Here is a 17,152-nt window from a genome sequence, read left to right as displayed (position 1 = left end):
GTTGGATCGGAACCGATCGGCGGCAGCACGCTGCCTTCCCCGCTCGTCCCTGCGAACAGAGAGTCCCCATGCCCGACACGACACCCCACGACCGCGTCCTCCTCGTCACCGGCGCCTCCACCGGCATCGGCGCCGCCACCGCCCGGCGGGCCGTCGAGGCCGGCTGGCGCGTGGCGCTGGCCGCGCGCTCGACCGATAAGCTCGCGGCGCTCGCCGAGGAGCTCGGCGCCGAGCGCGCCACGACGATCCCCTGCGACGTCACCGACTACGCCGACCAGGAGCGCATGGCGGCGACGGTGCTCGAGCGCTTCGGACGGCTCGACGCAGTGTTCGCCAATGCCGGCGTCGGCGGCGAGCCCGGCGGGTTCTCGGGGGCGCCGCCGGAGAGCTGGCGGCGGATCGTCGAGGTCAACATCCTGGGCGTCGCGCACACCCTGCGCGCGACGCTCGCCCACGTGAAGGCGGCGCGCGGGCACGTGCTGATCACGGGCTCGATCGCCGGGCGGCGCACCCTCGCCGGCTCGATGTACGCGGCCAGCAAGTGGGCCGTGACCGCCATCGGCTACAACCTGCGCGAGGAGCTCGCCGGCACCGGCGTTCGCGTCACGCTGATCGAGCCGGGCATGGTCGACACGCCCTTCTTCGACGAGGCGAAGCCCGACGCCCTGCGCCCGGACGACATCGCGCGCGGCGTGGTCTACGCGCTCTCGCAGCCCGAGAGCGTCGACGTGACCGAGCTGGTCATCCTGCCGACCCCGAAGGCGGGCTGACCGGCGGAACGGCTCCGGCGGCCGCACGATCGAGCGTGCGACCGGGCCGCGCGCCGGTCCCCGCGCCCTCGCGCCAGACCTCGCGGCCGTTGACGAGGACGCTGCGGATGCCCTCCGCCGGCCGCGTCGGCGTCTCGTAGGTGGCGCCCTCGCGGATCAGGTCGGGGTCGAACAGGACGAGGTCGGCGAAGCCGCCCTCGGCGATGCGCCCGCGCCCGGCGAGACCGAAGCGGTCCGCCGGCATCGAGGTCATGCGCCGCACCGCCTCCTCCAGCGTGAACAGCGGGTGCTCGCGCACGTAGCGGCCGAGCACCCGCGGGAAGGTGCCCCAGGTGCGCGGGTGCGGGTGGGAGCCCTTGGCGATGCCGTCCGAGCAGACGATCGTGTGCTCGTAGGCGAGGATGCGCTGGACGTCGCCCTCGTCCATGATGAAGAAGATCCCCGTCGCCGGCACGAGCCGCTCCACGGCCTCGTCGAGATCGACGCCCCATTCCGCCGCGACGTCCGCGAGATCGCGGCCGGCGCATTCCGGATGCGGCTTCGATTCGGCGACGATGACCCGAGTCGCCTGGCGGTGGCGGCCGGAGTTCAGCATCGTCGAGGAGGCGATCCACGGCGTCGTGTCGAGCCCGATGTCCTGGTGCGCGCGGGCCTCGTCGATGATCTTGAGCGTCGTCTCCGAGAGCCCGTGATTGGCGAGCCCGGCGCACTTGTGGTGCGAGACATGGACGCCGCAGCAGGCCTCGCGCCCGATCTGGAGTGTCTCCTGCAGCGCCTCGACGACGCGGTCGCCCTCGTCGCGCATGTGCGTGACGTAGAGCTTGCCGTGAGCCTGCGCGACCTCGGCCATGGCGACGAGCTCGGACGTCGGCGCCGCGCGCGCGGGCGGATAGAACGGCCCGGTGGAGAGGCCGATGCCGCCCTCCGCCAGCGCGCGGTCCAGCGCCGCGCGCATCGCGGCGATCTCGCGCGCGTCCGCCGGGCGGCCGAGATCGGCGACCTCGTTGATGCGCAAGGTGCCGTGGCCGATCAGGCAGGCGGTGTTGACGGAGGGCGGCGCGGCGTCGAGACGCGCCTTGTAGGCGCCGTAGCTCGAGAAGCGCGGCGCCGTCTCGTCCAGGATCATGCCGAGCGGCGCCGGCAGCGGGCCGGAATGGGTGAGCGGCGCGATCGAGAAGCCGCAATTGCCGTTGATGATCGTCGTCACGCCCTGGCTGACCATGCAGGCCATGTCCGGATCGCCGAGCACGACGTCGTCGTGGTGCGTGTGCGGATCGATGAAGCCGGGTGCCAGCGCGAGCCCCGTGCAGTCCTCGACGCGGTTCGCGCTCCAGCGGGAGAGGTCGCCCACCGCGACGACCCGGTCGTCGACGACGGCGACGTCGCCCGTGCGGCGCGGCGCGCCGGTGCCGTCGATGATCTGCGCGTGGCGGAACAGGGTGTCGGCCCGCATGCGGGTGCCTCCTCCAATGCGTCTCGGATGGGATCGTATGCCGGCTCAGCCGTCCGCGGACGGCACCGAGCCCGCCGGGTCGCCGCACCAGCGCGCCGCGAGGTGGACGAGGATGACGACCACCATCAGCGGCACCGCGATCGCGACGACGAGCGTCGGCACGTCGAGCGTGCTCGCGCTCATGCGCGCATGACGCAGCAGGAACCCGCGCTCGAAGTTCATGCCGGGCCCGTAGACGCTGTGCCAGAGGATCGGCAGCAGGTAGACGAGCACCACGAGCGACTGCATGACGGCCGCGCCCACGGCGAGCGCGGCCAGCCGCGGGTGCGGGTTCTGGAACATGGCGGGGTCGAAGCGGCGCTTGAACGACATCGTCGCGCCCATCAGCCCCGCCCAGATCATGGCGTAGCGCGCGAGCTCCTCCGTCCACGCCGGCGGCGAGTCGAAGGCGTAGCGCGCCACGACCTGGATCATCACCGCGACGACGAGAACGCACAGGAAGGTCACGGTCAGTGCCCGCGCCACGCGGTCGAGCCCGTCGCTCGCGGCGATCACCGCCCTGCCCAGCGTCTTCGTCATCTCACGGCTCCGATCCCGCGCGGCCTCACTGGCCGCGCACCTGCGCCAGCGCGTCGAGATAGGCCTGGAGATCCTCGGCCGTCATGATCGAGTCCCAGGTCGGACGGGTCGCCTCCGCCATCTTGTCGCGCTCGCCCGGCGCGAGCTCGGAGAGGGTGACGCCCGCCTCCAGATGCCGCTCGGTGACGATGCCGGACCACTCGTCGATCCAGGCCCGGTTCGCCTCGATGCCGGCCTCGATGGCCGCGTCGATCGTGGCCTGCTCGTCGTCCGAGAGGGAGGCGTACCAGTCCTCGGAAATCAGCACGGCGCGGGTCGAGGGCGAGATGTTCGCCTGGGTGAAGTGCTTCAGGAACTCGGTGTGGCCGGTGCGGATGGCCGAGTTCGGCGGGTTGAGGTAGCCGTCGGCGATGCCGGTCTGGATGGCGTTCGCCACCTCCGACCAGGCGACGATCGTCCCGTTCGCGCCCAGCGCCTCGATGTACTCGAGCTGCTCGGCATTGAGCGCGCGGAAGCGGATGCCCTCGAGGTCCGCCATCGTCGTGATCGGGACCTCGGTGTTGTGGATGCCGATCGGCATGCCGATGTAGTTGAAGCCGGCGAGCCGAACGCCGTTCTCCAGGAGCGGCTCGTTCATCTGGTCGAGCAGGTCCGTCTGCGCCACGATGGCGTCGAACTCCTCGTTCGACTCGAACATGAACGGCAGGAGCACGCCGCGCAGGAGCGGGCTCATGCCGAAGGCGGTCGAGACGGTGGCGAGGTTCAGCTCGACGAGCCCCTGGGCGACCTGGTCGAAGCGCTCCTGCTCGTTGCCGAGCGTGCCCGACGGGAAGACCGCGGCGGTGAAATCGCTGCCCTCCAGCGCCTGCGCGAAGCCGCGGGCGAAGGCGGCCTCGGCGTTCGTGACCGGATCGTCGACGCCGTTCATGGCGATCTTGATCTCGTACGCGAGCGCCGCGTTCGGCACCAGCGCCGTGCCGGCGAGGAGGGCCGCCGCGAGCATCGCGGGGGCGAGGGCTGTCCGGGTCATGTCCGCTCTCCTGTTCGTGTTTTCTCGTTGAGGGTTCGTGCCGGCCTCAGGCGAGGCCGAGCGCACGCGGCAGGGCCAGCGTGATCGCGGGGAAGAAGGTGAGCAGCGCCAGGATGCCGAGCTCCGCCAGGAAGAAGGGCAGCGTCGCGCGGATGAGGCGCCAGTAGTTCATGTTCACGGTGGTGGCGAGGATGAGCAGCACGCCCCCGAGCGGCGGCGACAGGAGGCCCGTCGTGATGTTGAAGCAGATGACGATGCCCAGGTGCACCGGGTCGATGCCCATGGCCAGCGCCGGCGGCACGAAGATCGGCGCGAACAGGGCCACCGCCGCCTTCACGTCCATCGCCATGCCGGCGACGAGGAAGACGACGTTGACGAGCATCAGGTAGCCGAGCGGCGAGAGGCCGAAGCCGGCCACCGCCGCGGCGATCGCCTGCGGCCATTGCTGGAGCGCGGCGAGGTAGCTGAAGGTCGAGATCGCGCACAGGATGATGAACAAGGCACCGAGGAGCACGCCGGTACGCTTGAGGCTCGCGAGCACCCGCGCGGCGTCGAGGTCGCCGTACGCGACGCCGATCGCGAGCGCCGCGACCACGGCGACGGCCGCCGCCTCCGCCGGCGTCATCACGCCGAAGAGCGTGCCGCCGAGGATGATCACCGGCAGCGTCAGGGCGGGAAGCGCCTTGGCGAAGGACGGCAGCAGCCGGGGCACGTCGAGGTCGCTGCCGCCCGGATGGTCGTCGCGCCAGGCGTAGAAGGCGTTCATCGCCATGAGCACGCCCGCGAGCAGCAGCCCCGGCACGATCCCGGCGGCGAACAGCGCCGCGACGGATGTCTCCATCAGCGCGCCGTAGAAGATCAGGATCGTGCTCGGCGGGATGATCGGCCCGATGATCGAGGACGCGCCGGTGATGGCGGCGGCGTAGTCGAGCTTGTAGCCGCGGCGGGTCATCTCGGGCACCAGCGCGTTGCCGAGCGCGGCGGCGTCCGACACGGCGGAGCCCGAGACCCCGGCGAAGAACACGCTGGTGAGCACGTTGACGTGCCCGAGCCCGCCCTTGAGCCGCCCGACGAGCGCCATCGAGAAGTCGATCAGCGCCTTGGCGAGGCCGCCGCGGTTCATCAGGTCGCCGGCGAGGATGAAGAGCGGCATCGCCAGGAAGGCGAAGACGTCGAGCTGCGAGAACAGCCGCTGCGGCAGCACCGCGAGGAAGCGGGTGTTGTCGGCGAGCACGAAGGTGAGGACCGCCGCCGCGCCGATGGCGTAGGCGATCGCCGCCCCCGACAAGAGGCCGATCAGCAGAAAGCCGATGACGACGCCAGCCTGCATCCCGCGCAGTCCCCCCGGCGGCCGATCGCCGCACTTCGCGGGTCAGTAAAGAAGCCTCCTTGCGTTTCGGAAACAGAAAAGATTTGCGCCTCCCATAGAAGCTTTCTATGGGTGCTTCCGGGGCTTCCGCATGCGCTTCGTCACCGTTCAACGTCTGCAGGTCTTCTGCGCCGTCTTCGAGCAGGGCTCGGTGAGCGCCGCCGCACGGCTGCTCGGGCTCTCGCAGCCGACCGTGAGCCGCCACCTGCGCGACTTCGAGCGCGCCATCGGCCTGCCCCTCTTCGTGCTGGAACGCGGGCGCATCTATCCGACGGCGGAGGCGGAGGGGATCTATGCGGAGAGCCGCTTCCTCGGCGACGGGCTCGATCGGCTGGAGCGCTCCATCGCGGAGGTGCGCACGGGACAGGGCCGGCGCTACTCGATCACCTGCGTCGGCCTGCTCGCGCAGCTCCATCTGCCGCGCGCGATCGCGGAGCTGGCGCGGCGCATGCCGGAGCTCGAGATCGACGTGGACGTCGGCGGCGCCATCCAGCAGCTCGCAGCCCTGCGCGCGGGCCGCGCCGACATCGGCATCGTCGCGGGATCGGTCGACGCGCCCGACCTGCACGCGACCCGCATCGGCGAAGGCCGGCTCGTGGCGCTCCTCCCCGCCGGCCACCCGTGGGAGGGCCGAGCGGCCGTGTCGCAGGAGGAGATCGCGGCCGAGCCGCGGCTCATCGGGATGCCGCTCGACCGGCCGATCGGGCGCCTCGTCGCGCACCTCGCGCCGGCGGACGGTGCGGGCGGGCGCGAGCGCATCACCGCGAGCTCGCTCCTCGCGGTGCCGAACCTCGTGCGCACCCTCGGGCGGGTCTCGATCGTGGACGAGTTCACCGCGGAGGCGGCGACGCACGTGGGCGTCGCCGCCGTCCCGATCGCGCCGCCGCTCGTCTTCGAGATCCAGGCGCTGTCCGTCAGGCCGCTCGAGACGCGGCGCGCCGGACCGATCCTCGTCGAGGCGCTGCGCGAGCTCCTCGCGGCCCGCTGACGTGCGCGCGTGTCACTGCGGGCCCATGAAGAGGTTCGGCAGGAACAGGCTCAGCTGCGGGAAGGCCGCCAGGCAGGCGAGGACGATCAGCAGCGGGATGAAGAACGGCAGCACCGCCCGCACGATGTCCTCGATCGGCGTCTGCGCGATCCGCGAGGTGACGTAGAGCCCGATCCCGAGCGGCGGCGTCGCGATGCCGAGGATCAGCGACATCTGCAGCACGATGCCGAAATGCACCCGGTCGATGCCGTAGGCGTCGACCAGCGGCAAGAGGATCGGCACGAGCAGCAGCTTGATCGTGATCCCGTCGATGAAGCAGCCGAGCACGAGCACCGTCACCGAGACGACGAGAAGGAACATCCCGATCGACTCGACCCGGCTCGGGATGCCGCGCGCGAGGTCCTGCGGGATCTGCTCGATGGCGAGGAGCCAGCCCATCGAGCCGGCGAAGCCGATGATGATCATGATCATCGACGTGATCAGCACCGTCTCGGTGAGCGCCTTGGTCAGCGCCTCCCAGGTCAGCGTGCGGAAGATCGCGCCGAGCAGGATGACGTAGCCGGAGGCGAGCACGCCGGCCTCGGATGCGGTCGTCGTCCCGGTCAGGATGCCGCCCATGATGATCGCGGGCGCGATCAGCGCCGAGGCGCCCGACAGGGTCTGGCGCCAGACCTCGCCCAGGCTCGCCTTCTCCTGCTGCGGGAACTCGACCCTCGTGGCGAGCAGCCGGTTGAAGATCATCAGGGCCACCGCGACGAGGAGCCCCGGCACGATGCCCGCGAGGAACATGCGCGCCACCGACGTATTCGACAGGAAGGCGTAGACGACGAGCGGCACCGAGGGCGGGATGAAGGGCGCGACGATGGCCGAGACCGCCGTGATCGCCGCCGCGAAGGCCGGCTTGTAGCCGCGCTCGCGCATCGCCTTGATCTCGACGGCGCCGAGGCCCGCGATGTCGGCCACCGCCGCGCCGGTGCCGCCGGCGAGCAGGACCGAGGCGAGCACGTTCACCTGCGCCAGGCCGGCGCGGAAATGGCCGACGAGGGCGTTCGCCAGGTTGAAGATGCGCTCGGTGATCCCGATCGCGTTCATCAGGTTGCCGGTGAGCACGAAGAAGGGGATCGCCAGCAGCGAGGCGTTGCCCGCCCCCTCCAGCACCTTCATCGGCACGATCCAGAGCGTGGTCGAGAAGCCGGCGGCGATCAGCGCGCCGACGACGGCGATGCCGATCGCCATGGTGATCGGGGTCCTGAGCGCGATGAGCGCGAGGAATCCGGCGAAGAGCGCGACGGCGGTCATGGGCGGGCCTCCCGCGGCTCGGGCCTGTCGTCCGGGGTCTCGTTGCGATGATGCGCCTCGAACGCGGCGCGCTTCGGGTCCGCGACGGCGCGGACGGCATCGCGCAGGTCGAGGACGAACTGGCAGGCGATCAGGAAGCAGGAGACGAAGAGCGGCACCGAGAGCCAGTAGCGCTGGATGCCGACGAGATCGATGACGCCGACCTGGCGCGGGATCAGGGTGGGCGCCTGGGCGAGGATCGTGGCGAGGAGCGAAAGCGCGAGCAGATCCACGAGGACGCGCACGAACGCGCGCCCGCGGTCCGGCAGACGTCGCACCAGGACGTCGACGGCGACGTCCTGCCCCCGGCGATAGATGCAGAAGAAGCCGAGGAAGATCGTCCAGACGAACAGGACGCCGGTCCAGGGGAAGACCCAGATGATGCCGAGGTCGAGGATCAGGCGCGAGAGGATGTTGGCGAGGTTGATCGCCAGCATGGCGAGGAGCAGCCCGTTGGCCGCCGCCAGGAAGATCCTGTCGGCGGCCGAGAGGCCCCGGTCGAGGAGCCGCCACATGGCTCAGTTCGCGGCGCGGGAGGCGTCGACGGCTTCGAGGAAGCCTTCCGGCAGCGCGCCCTCGGCATCCATCTGCCGGTAGAGCTCGGCCATACGGGCGACGAAGGGGCCGGTGTCGACGGCGGAGTAGGACACGTCCTCCTCGGCCATCCGCGCGAGCGACTCCTCGGCGACGCGATCGGTCTCGGCGGCGAACTCGGCCGCCACCTCGTCGTAGGCCTCGATGATCTGCCCGCGGGTCTCCTCGTCGAGCCCGTTCCAGGCGTCGGCGTTCGCCATGAAGGCGAGGCCCTGCGGGTACTCGTCGTGGCGGGTGATGTGGGGCGCGACCTCGTAGAAGCGCATCGGCTCGACCAGCGCGACGGGGCTGTTCACCGCCTCGACGATGCCGCGGCCGAGCGACTCGTAGACCTCGGTCCAGGCGAGCGTGCGCACCTCCGCGCCGAGATGCCGCCAGGCGGCTGCCGCGAGCTCGTCCGGATGCAGGCGCAGCTTCAGGCCCGCGACGTCGTCGAGGCTCTCGATCGGCTTCGTCGAGACCATCACCCGGTAGGGGCCGCGCACCATCTTGGTCGAGTCGCCGATGACGGTGATGCCGGCCTCGTCCTCGATCGCCTGGTGCCAGCCCTCGACGAGGTCGGTCGCCATGAAGCGCGACCAGTGCTCGCGATCGTCGAACAGGAAGGGCGCGCTGACGAACTTCATCTCCGGCACCCACTTCTGCAGGTACGAGGAGCCTTCCGGGTAGATGTGGACCGTGCCGAGCTGGAGCTGCTCGAGGATGGCGTCGTCCTTCCCCAGCTGCTCGTTGGGGTACACCTCGACGGTGATCTCCCCGTCCGTCTTCTCGCCGATCCGGTCGGCCACCGCCTGGAAGATGCGGCCTTCGATCGAGTCGGCGGGCATCTTGTGGGCCATGCGCCACGTCTCCGCCTGCGCCGCGCCCGCCGCGACGAGGGCGGTGGTCGCCACGAGGGCGAGAAGTGCGTTCTTGATCGTCATCGTCCGGTCCTCCCGTTGGTGAAGCAGCCGCGGCCGGCGTTCCCTTCTGCTCGGCCGCGGCGGGGTTCGATCAGCGCGCCGCCATGACCTTGGCCGTCGCGCCGGAGATGTCCGGCAGCTTCTCGCCGGCGCGCAGGCGGTCGAGGAGCCCGAGCTCGCGCTCCTGCATCCCGATCGCCCGCTCGGCCACGGCCTGGATCTGGCCGGGCTTCAGGAAGAGCACGCCGCTCTCGTCGGCGAGCACGGCGTCGCCGGGCTCGACCGCGCAGCCGCCGACGCTGACGGGCACGTTCATCGCGCCCTCGAGGCCGAGCAGCTTGGTGGTGATCGGCGAGGGGCCGCGGCACCACACCGGCATCTCGCAGCGGCGGATCTCGTTGAAGTCCGTTGCCGGCCCGTCGATCACCGCGCCGACCACGCCCGCGAGCTTCGCCGCGTTGGTGACGACCCCGCCCCAGCACGCGTGCCTGGTGTCGCCGGCACGGTCGATGACGAGGAAGTCGCCAGGCCGCACGAGGGCGAGCGCATGGTGCAGGAGGGTCGAATCCGCGCCGGGGATGCGCAGCGTCACGGCCGTGCCGGCGACACGGGTCTCCGGCAGGACGCCGCGCAGCGCCGCGTCGGCGAACTGGCTGTGCAGGAAGTGCCCGACGGTGGCGGTCTCCACCTGCTCCAGCAGGCGAACGAGGCGGGGGTCGATCTGGCGGGGAAGGTCTCTGATCTCGAACACGGGACGGCTCACAGCACGTGGTGGGTGGCGACGGGGACGTTCCGGCGCACGCGCGCCTGGTACTCGGCATCGATGCGCGCGACCGCATGGCCCTGGTGGTCGCCGACCTGGGCGACGATGTGCCCCCACGGATCGATGATCATGCTGTGGCCGTAGCAGGCCTTGCGGCCGCCGGCATGCGTGCCGATCTGGCCGCAGGCGAGGACGTGCGTCTGCGTCTCGATGGCGCGCGCCCGCAGCAGCACCTCCCAATGATCCTTGCCGGTCATCAGCGTGAAGGCCGCCGGCAGCACGATCAGGTCGGCGCCGCGGTCGCGCAGCGCCCGGAACAGCTCGGGAAAGCGCAGGTCGTAGCAGATCGAGCAGCCGATCATGTAGCCGCCGCAGGAATAGGTGACGATCTCGCGCCCGGGCGAGATGGTCTCGCTCTCGCGATGGCGCATGCCGCCGGGCACGTCGACGTCGAACATGTGGATCTTGCGGTAGCGCGCGATCTCCCGGCCCTGCGGGTCGAAGACGAGGCTCGTGTTGTAGAAGCGCTCGCCGTCGGTCTCGACGATGCTGCCGCCGTGCAGCGTCACCCCGTGCGTGCGGGCGAGCTCGGCCATGGTGGAATAGGCCTCGCCCTCGGGGAAGCGCTCGGCGCTGGCGTGGAACTCGGCCGGCCCATCGCCGAGACAGGCCCAGTATTCGGGCAGGACCACCAGATCCGGCTTGTCCTGCGCGGCCTCGTCGACGAGACGTCGGGCGGCATCGAGGTTCGCCCCCTTGTCTCCCTGCGAGTTCATCTGTACGACGGCGACCTTCATGCGTGACCTCCCCTGACGTTCGTTCGAGAACATCTTCGCGAGGGGGTCCGCCAGCTGTCAAAAGACAAATTTCTGTCGCCGCGATCGGGTTTCGTTATGCAACCGCCCGCTACCAGGCGAGGGCCGGCTCCTGGCCGGCGCAGAAGTCGCGGGCCACCTCCCGGGCGAGGTCGGCGAGGGCGGCGGGCAGGTGCGAAGCCGGCCCGTCCCGGTAGGTCGCCTGGAAGCCGAGCGGCGGGAAGGGCTGGCGCACGTCGAGCCGCACCAGCTCGCCGCGCTCGATCTCCCGGCGCACCACCGTGGGCGGTATGGCCGCGACGCCGATGCCGTCGACCGTCATGCGGATGATCGTGGCCAGCGAGTTCGTCGAGTAGAAGGTCGGCTGCGCTTCCGGGAAGCGGCTGAAATAGCGCATCATCGCCTCGTGCGGCTGCGAGCAGCGCGGGAAGGATACGATGGCGTGCTGCGCGAGGTCGCCGACGTCGAGCGTGCGTCCGTGCAGGTCGAGGCCGGGCGAGGCCAGCCATGCGGAGGCGTAGGTGCACAGGTCGATCTCGACGACCTCCGGCCCGCCGACCGGCCCCATGATCAGCCCGAGATCGATCTCGCCGGCGACGAGCATGTCGGCGAGCCGCAGGCTGGTGTCGGCGACGAGCTCGAGGTCGATCCTCGGGTGGGTGGCGCGCGAGCGGCGGATGAAGTCGATGAGCCAGGTGTGGGAGATCGTGTCGATCACCCCGATCCGCGCCGTGCCCCGCAGGCCGTCGCCGCCCGCCACGTCGCGATAGAACTCCTTCGAGCAGCGCAGCATCCGCTCGGCATGGGCGAGCGCCCGCTCGCCCTCGGGGGTCAGCCGCACGTCCCGGGGCTCGCGCAGGAAGAGCTTGACGCCGAGCTCGCGCTCCAGCGAGGCGATGCGCGCCGACACCGCGGCCTGCGTGGCGTGCATGCGCTCCGCGGCGAGCGTGAAGCTCCGCAGGTGCGCCACCCAGACGAAGGTCTCGAGGAACGTCAGGTTCATCGTCGCGCGGCCTCCGGGCTCCAGTCGAGCACCGGGGGGCGAGGTGCGCAAGGGTCGGGGTGCGCGGACGTTCTGGGAGGGTGTGCACGGGGGCGGACGGCGCGCCGCTCCCCTGCGGGGCGGGGGCGCTCCGTTCACGAGCCCATCGGGTAACGGGACAGCGCTGCGCTCAGCCGTACTTCGCCGCGAGGTGGCGCAGGTAGGGCGCCGGATCGAGCCCGCGGCCCGTCGCCTGCGCCAGGAGCTCGTCGCGGCCGAAGCGCCGGCCGTGGCGCCAGACCGCGGCGCGCAGCCAGTCCGCGAGCGGCGCGTAGTCGGCCCGCTCCAGGGCGTCGATCGCGCCGGGATCGTCCTCGCGCACCGATTCCATCAACTGCGCGGCCATGACGTTGCCGATCGTGTAGGTCGGGAACGAGCCGATGTAGCCCGACGACCAGTGCACGTCCTGGAGCACGCCCCGGCGCGCATCCGGCACGACGAGCCCGAGGTCGCGCCGCACCCTCTCGTCCCACGCACCCGGCAGGTCGGAGACGCCGAGGTCGCCCGCCATCAGCGCCGTCTCCAGCTCGACGCGCAGCATGATGTGCAGATCGTAGGTCAGCTCGTCCGCCTCGACGCGGATGAAGCCCGGCTCGGCGCGGGTCACCGCGGCGTAGAAGGCGTCGGCGTCGACGTCGGCGAGCTCGTCGGGGAAGTGCGCCTTCAGCTCGGGAAAGTGGTTCGCCCAGAAGGTGGGCGTGCGCGCGACGTGGTTCTCCCACAGGCGCGACTGGCTCTCGTGGGCGCCGAAGCTCGTCCCGCCCACCGCGTAGAGGCCGACGAGGTCGGTCGCGAGCGCGGAGCGGGTGTAGGCCGGCTCGACGTTCTGCTCGTAGAGCGCATGGCCGGTCTCGTGGAAGATGCCGAACAGCGAGCCGGGCAGGTAGTCCGGCCGGTAGCGCGTGGTGATGCGCACGTCGCTGCGCGTGAAGCTCACCTCGAACGGGTGCACGGTGGTGTCGAGCCGGCCGTGGGCGAGGTCGTAGCCGAAGCGCTCGGCGATGGAGAGGCCGAAGGCGCGCTGGCCCTCTTCTCCGTAGCCGCGGGCGAGGAAGTCGTCGCGCGCCGGCGCGCGCCCGCGAGCGGCATCGAGGAGCGGCGCGACGCCCGCGCGCAGGGTGGCGAACAGGGCCGAGAGCGAGGCGGCGGTCTCGCCGGGCTCGAACATCCCGACCATCGCGTCGTAGGGATGCGCCTCCCAGCCGACGGCGTCGGCATAGGCGCGGGCGAGGCTGATCGTCTCCTCGAGATAGGGGGCGAAGAGGGCGAAGTCCGAGGTCGCCCGCGCCTGCGTCCACGCGGCCTGCGCGCGCGTGCGCAGCGCCGCGCGGCGCTCGATCAGGTCCGCCGGCACCCGCGCATGATGTGCGACCGCGGAGAGCGTCTGCGCGACGGCGCGGGCGTCGGGGTGATCCGCGGGCAGGCCCTCGACGGCGCGCCGCGCCGCGTCGAGGGCGCGGGCGAGGTCGGCGCCCAGCAGCCGGTCGCGGGCGGCGCGGATCAGCGTCGCGATCTGCAGACCGCGCGTCTCGGCGCCGCCCGCCGGCATCATCGTGCGGCTGTCCCAGGTGAGCACGGACGCCGCGCAGAGCAGGTCGTTGATCGCGCCGATCTCGGCGCGGAAGGGTGCGAGCGTCACGCGACGCCTCCGTCGTGAAGGTGGCAGGCGGCGCTCTGGCCGGGCCCGATGGATTTCAGCACCGGCGCCTCGCGGCCGCAACGGGGGCCGGCCGACGGGCAGCGGGGGTGGAAGTGGCAGCCCTGCGGCGGCGCCAGCGGCGAGGGGATCTCGCCGGCGATCGGGCGGAAGACGCCACGGCCCGCGCCGATCTTCGGCACGCTCTCGAACAGCGCCTTCGTGTAGGGATGCGCCGGCGCGGCGTAGAGGGTCCGGGTGGGCGCGGTCTCGACGATGCGGCCGAGATACATGATCGCCACCCGGTCGGAGACGTGGCGCACCACGCCGAGATCGTGGCTCACGAAGATCGCGGTGAGGTCGAGGTCGCGGCGCAGGTCCTGGAACAGATTGAGCACCTGCGCCTGGATCGAGACGTCGAGCGAGGCCACCGGCTCGTCGAGCACGAGCAGGTCGGGCTTCATCGCGAGCGCCCGGGCGATGGCGATGCGCTGGCGCTGCCCACCCGAGAACTGATGGGGAAAGCGCCGGCGCGAGGCGGCGTCGAAGCCCACGCGCTCGAGCATGTCGGCGACGTAGGCGTCCGCGTCCTTCTGCGAGACCAGCTTGTGCGCCACCGGCCCCTCGGCGACCGTGTCCGCGACCCGCACCCGCGGGTTGAGGCTGGCGAACGGGTCCTGGTGGATCATCTGGACGCGGGTGGTGAGCTTCTCCACCCGCCGCCCGCGCGAGACGGCCACGGGCGCGCCCTCGAACCGGATGCGGCCGTTGCTCGGGGTGTAGATGCCCGCGACCATGCGGCCGAGCGTCGACTTCCCGCAGCCGCTCTCGCCCACGAGCCCCACCACCTCGCCGCGGGACACGGTCAGGCTCACGTCCGTGACGGCGCGCACGATCTCGGGCGCGCCGCCCGCGCCGAGCGCGCGCGCGATGCGCTCGCCGAGCGTCGTCTGCTTCACGAAGCGCTTCGAGACGCCGTCGATGTCGAGGAGGTGTTCCATGCTGCGTCGGGCTCGATCGGGTGGTGGCACAGCGCCGCGCGGCGCTCGCCGTCGTAGGTCTGGATGACGGGGTCGACGAGGCAGGCGTCCGTCGCGCGCGGGCACCGCGGGCGGAAGGCGCAGCCCTCGGGGCGCTCCATCGGCGGCGGGGCCGAGCCGGGGACCTGCGGCAGGCGCTCGCCGGGCTCGTGCAGGCTCGGCACCGAGGCGAGCAGCCCCTGCGTATACGGGTGGCGCGGGGAGGCGATCACGGCCTCCGCCGGCCCGCGCTCGACGATGCGCCCGGCATACATCACGCAGACCTCGTCGGCGAGGCTCGAGACCACCGCGAGGTCGTGCGTGATCCACACGAAGGCGGTGCCGGTCTCGTCCGCGAGGCGGCGCACCTCGGCCAGGATCTGGCCCTGGATGGAGACGTCGAGCGCGGTCGTCGGCTCGTCGGCGATGATCACCGACGGGCTGTGCAGCAGCGCGGTGGCGATCGCCACGCGCTGGCGCATGCCCCCGGAGAGCTGGTGCGGGTAGGCGTCGAGCCGCTCCTCTGGCGAGGGGATCCCCACCGTCCCGAGCGCGTCCCGGGCCCGCGCCAGGGCCTGCGCCTTCGACACCCGGTCGTGGGCGCGCACGGCCGCCGCCATCTGCGTTCCGATCTTCAGGACGGGGTTGAGCGTCATCATCGGGTCCTGGAAGACCATGGCGACGCGCGCCCCGCGCATGCGACGCAGCTTGTCGGGGGAGAGCGCGAGCAGGTCCTCGCCCTCGAGCAGCACGCGCCCGCCGACGATCTGGCCGGGCGGCTCGATCAGGCCCAGGATGGAATAGCCGGTCACGCTCTTGCCGGAGCCGGACTCGCCGACGAGCCCGACGACCTCGCCCCGGCGCACGTCGAAGGAGACGCCGTCGACAGCCTTGAAGCTGCCGGCGCGGGTGGCGAACGCCGTCGCCAGTCCCTGGACCGAGAGGACGACGTCGCTCATCGGCCGCGCCTCGGGTTGAGCACGTGACGCACCTGGTCGCCGACGAGGTTGATCGAGACGACGAGCACCATCAGCACCAGCCCGGGATAGATCGAGATCCAGTAGCGCCCGGAGAGCAGATACTGGAAGCCGTTGGAGATGAGCGAGCCGAGCGAGGGCTGCGTCATCGGCAGGCCGAGCCCGAGGAAGGACAAGGTCGCCTCGAGCGAGATGGCGGAGGCGACCTGCACCGTCGCGACCACGATGAGCGGCGGGAGCGCGTTCGGCAGGAGGTGCTTGAACAGCACGCGCCGGGCCGGCAGCGGCGTCGAGAGCGCCGCCTCGATGTAGTCCTTGCGCCGCTCGGCGCTCGCCGCGCCGTGGGTGGTGCGGGCGAAATAGGCGTATTGCGCGGCGACCAGCGCGACGATGAGCTGGATCATGCCCTGGCCGAGCACGGCGACCAGAACGAGCGCGAGGAGGATCGCCGGCATCGAGAGCTGGAGGTCGATCGTGCGCATGATCAAGGCCTCGATCCGCCCGCCGTAATAGGCGGCGACGAGCCCCACGGTCGCGCCGAGCGCGAGCGCCACCGCGCCGGCCGCGACCCCCACCGTGAAGCTCACCCGCAGGCCGTAGAGGATGGCCGAGAACAGGTCCCGCCCCATGCCGTCGGTGCCGAGCAGATGGACGTAGCCGCCGCCGCCGACGCTGCCCGGCTCGAGGCGGGCGTCGAACAGGTCCAGCGTCGCCTGGTCGTAGGGGTTCTGGGGCGAGATCAGCGGCGCGAGGGAGGCCGCGACGAGCAGGATCACGACGATCGCGAGCGCGATCACGGCGACGGGGCTCTGCCGGTAGTCGTACCAGACATCGGCGAGCCGGGCCCGGCGGCTCGGGGCGGCGGCGGCGGTCATGCGGCGCCCTTCGTGCGGATGCGGGGGTCTAGCTGGCCGTAGACGAGATCGACGACGAGGTTGATCGTCACGAACAGGACCACGACGAGGATGAGGTAGGCGACCATCACCGGGCGATCGAGCACCATGATCGAGTCGATGATCAGCTTGCCCATGCCGGGCCAGGTGAAGATCGTCTCCGTGACGACGGCGAAGGCGAGCGTCGAGCCGAACTCGAGGCCGAACACCGTCACGATCGGGATGGAGATGTTCTTGAGCACGTGCAGGCCCACCACCTGGCGCTCCGGCAGGCCCTGCGCGCGGGCGAAGCGCACGAAGTCCGAGCTCATCACCTCGATCATGCCCGCGCGCGCGAGCCGGATCAGCAGGCCGAGCTTGAACAGCGCGAGATTGAAGGCCGGGAGCGCGAGATGGGAGAGCCCCTCCCACGAGAAGATCGAGACGTCGACGCCGAGGATCTCCTGCGTCGGCCCGCGCCCTCCCGAGGGCAGCCAGCCGAGCTCGATGGCGAAGAGCATGATCAGGAGGAGCCCGACCCAGAAGGTCGGCACCGAGAAGCCGAGCACCGAGAGGCCCATGATCAGCTTCGAGGACACGGCGTCCGGCTTGTAGCCGGCCCAGATCCCGAGCGGGATGCCCAATACGGTGGCGATCACCATGGCGGAGAGCGCGAGCTCCAGCGTCGCCGGCAGGCGGGAGAGGATCAGGTCGAGCACCGGCAGGCGGTAGACGAAGGACTGGCCGAAGTCGCCGGTGAGCATGTTGCCGAGGAAGGTGAGGTACTGCACCGGCAATGGCTGGTCGAAGCCGTATTGCCGGATGAGCGCCTCTCGCAGCGCCTGATCGGCGGCGGGGTCGATCAGGACGTCGATCGGGTTGCCGATGGCGTAGACGCCGACGAAGACGATCAGCGACATCACGAAGACGACGGCGATCGCCTGGAGGAGCCGTTGGATGAGGAAGCCGATCATGCGGGACGCGTCGTCTCGGTGAGGGGACGGG

The 17,152-nt window shown here is 71.2% G+C and carries 17 protein-coding genes; 2 read left to right on the top strand and 15 right to left on the bottom strand.

Translation table 11 applies throughout. The features are described from left to right. The first annotated feature begins 68 nt into the window (after positions 1-68). On the top strand, positions 69-770 hold the full coding sequence (locus G407_RS0110810; protein ID WP_029030810.1) for an SDR family oxidoreductase: 702 nt from the start codon (positions 69-71) through the stop codon (positions 768-770). Here the strand turns inward: G407_RS0110810 and G407_RS0110805 are convergent. The 4 genes from G407_RS0110805 to G407_RS0110790 are packed head-to-tail and all read right to left on the bottom strand — an operon-like array spanning position 742 to position 5,162. After that, on the bottom strand, positions 742-2,223 hold the full coding sequence (locus G407_RS0110805) for an N-acyl-D-amino-acid deacylase family protein (protein ID WP_029030809.1): 1,482 nt from the start codon (positions 2,221-2,223) through the stop codon (positions 742-744). The genes G407_RS0110810 and G407_RS0110805 overlap by 29 nt on opposite strands. Before the next feature lie 45 nt (positions 2,224-2,268). Beyond that, positions 2,269-2,802 carry a TRAP transporter small permease gene (locus G407_RS0110800; protein ID WP_029030808.1) on the bottom strand — a complete coding sequence of 178 codons (534 nt, stop codon included), beginning with the start codon at positions 2,800-2,802 and terminating at the stop codon, positions 2,269-2,271. Between the two features lie 25 nt (positions 2,803-2,827). Further along, positions 2,828-3,832 carry a TRAP transporter substrate-binding protein gene (locus tag G407_RS0110795; RefSeq protein ID WP_245259073.1) on the bottom strand — a complete coding sequence of 335 codons (1,005 nt, stop codon included), beginning with the start codon at positions 3,830-3,832 and terminating at the stop codon, positions 2,828-2,830. 46 nt (positions 3,833-3,878) lie between these two features. Beyond that, positions 3,879-5,162: a TRAP transporter large permease gene (locus G407_RS0110790; protein ID WP_029030806.1), complete on the bottom strand. Its 1,284-nt coding sequence runs from the start codon at positions 5,160-5,162 to the stop codon at positions 3,879-3,881. Between the two features lie 130 nt (positions 5,163-5,292). Here G407_RS0110790 and G407_RS0110785 point away from each other — a divergent pair, with 130 nt between their 5' ends. Then, positions 5,293-6,189 (top strand): LysR family transcriptional regulator, encoded by an 897-nt coding sequence (locus tag G407_RS0110785; protein ID WP_029030805.1) that lies wholly within the window; start codon positions 5,293-5,295, stop codon positions 6,187-6,189. Positions 6,190-6,201: 12 nt separating this feature from the next. Here the strand turns inward: G407_RS0110785 and G407_RS0110780 are convergent, their stop codons facing one another. From G407_RS0110780 to G407_RS0110730, 11 genes are all read right to left on the bottom strand, one after another. Continuing rightward, positions 6,202-7,488 carry a TRAP transporter large permease gene (locus G407_RS0110780; RefSeq protein ID WP_029030804.1) on the bottom strand — a complete coding sequence of 429 codons (1,287 nt, stop codon included), beginning with the start codon at positions 7,486-7,488 and terminating at the stop codon, positions 6,202-6,204. After that, on the bottom strand, positions 7,485-8,042 hold the full coding sequence (locus G407_RS30395) for a TRAP transporter small permease (RefSeq protein ID WP_052341225.1): 558 nt from the start codon (positions 8,040-8,042) through the stop codon (positions 7,485-7,487). Before G407_RS30395 ends, G407_RS0110780 begins: the two co-directional genes overlap by 4 nt. A 3-nt stretch (positions 8,043-8,045) precedes the next feature. Continuing rightward, the gene (locus G407_RS0110770) at positions 8,046-9,044 is read right to left on the bottom strand and encodes a TRAP transporter substrate-binding protein (RefSeq protein WP_029030803.1); all 999 of its coding nucleotides are present in this window, start codon (positions 9,042-9,044) and stop codon (positions 8,046-8,048) included. Between the two features lie 70 nt (positions 9,045-9,114). Beyond that, a complete protein-coding gene (locus tag G407_RS0110765; protein WP_029030802.1) occupies positions 9,115-9,774 on the bottom strand; it encodes an RraA family protein in 660 nt (219 codons plus the stop codon). 8 nt (positions 9,775-9,782) lie between these two features. Continuing rightward, positions 9,783-10,583, bottom strand: a complete 801-nt coding sequence (locus tag G407_RS0110760; protein ID WP_029030801.1) for a carbon-nitrogen hydrolase family protein — start codon at positions 10,581-10,583, stop codon at positions 9,783-9,785. A 109-nt stretch (positions 10,584-10,692) separates the two neighbouring features. After that, the gene (locus tag G407_RS0110755) at positions 10,693-11,604 is read right to left on the bottom strand and encodes a LysR family transcriptional regulator (RefSeq protein ID WP_029030800.1); all 912 of its coding nucleotides are present in this window, start codon (positions 11,602-11,604) and stop codon (positions 10,693-10,695) included. 169 nt (positions 11,605-11,773) lie between these two features. Beyond that, the gene (locus tag G407_RS0110750; protein WP_029030799.1) at positions 11,774-13,282 is read right to left on the bottom strand and encodes a carboxypeptidase M32; all 1,509 of its coding nucleotides are present in this window, start codon (positions 13,280-13,282) and stop codon (positions 11,774-11,776) included. After that, positions 13,279-14,280: an ABC transporter ATP-binding protein gene (locus tag G407_RS0110745; RefSeq protein WP_029030798.1), complete on the bottom strand. Its 1,002-nt coding sequence runs from the start codon at positions 14,278-14,280 to the stop codon at positions 13,279-13,281. The genes G407_RS0110750 and G407_RS0110745 overlap by 4 nt, the downstream gene beginning before the upstream one ends. Next, entirely contained in the window at positions 14,235-15,257 is a 1,023-nt protein-coding gene (locus G407_RS0110740; protein ID WP_029030797.1) for an ABC transporter ATP-binding protein, read from the bottom strand. Before G407_RS0110740 ends, G407_RS0110745 begins: the two co-directional genes overlap by 46 nt. Further along, entirely contained in the window at positions 15,254-16,150 is an 897-nt protein-coding gene (locus G407_RS0110735; RefSeq protein WP_029030796.1) for an ABC transporter permease, read from the bottom strand. Before G407_RS0110735 ends, G407_RS0110740 begins: the two co-directional genes overlap by 4 nt. Beyond that, positions 16,147-17,121 carry an ABC transporter permease gene (locus G407_RS0110730; RefSeq protein WP_029030795.1) on the bottom strand — a complete coding sequence of 325 codons (975 nt, stop codon included), beginning with the start codon at positions 17,119-17,121 and terminating at the stop codon, positions 16,147-16,149. The genes G407_RS0110735 and G407_RS0110730 overlap by 4 nt, the downstream gene beginning before the upstream one ends. Between the last annotated feature and the right edge of the window lie 31 nt (positions 17,122-17,152).

The sequence above is a fragment of the Salinarimonas rosea DSM 21201 genome, from assembly GCF_000429045.1.
Taxonomy (GTDB): Bacteria; Pseudomonadota; Alphaproteobacteria; order Rhizobiales; family Beijerinckiaceae; genus Salinarimonas; species Salinarimonas rosea.
Note: the sequence above shows the minus strand (reverse complement) of the source record. Positions and strands in the feature narration are given on the sequence as shown.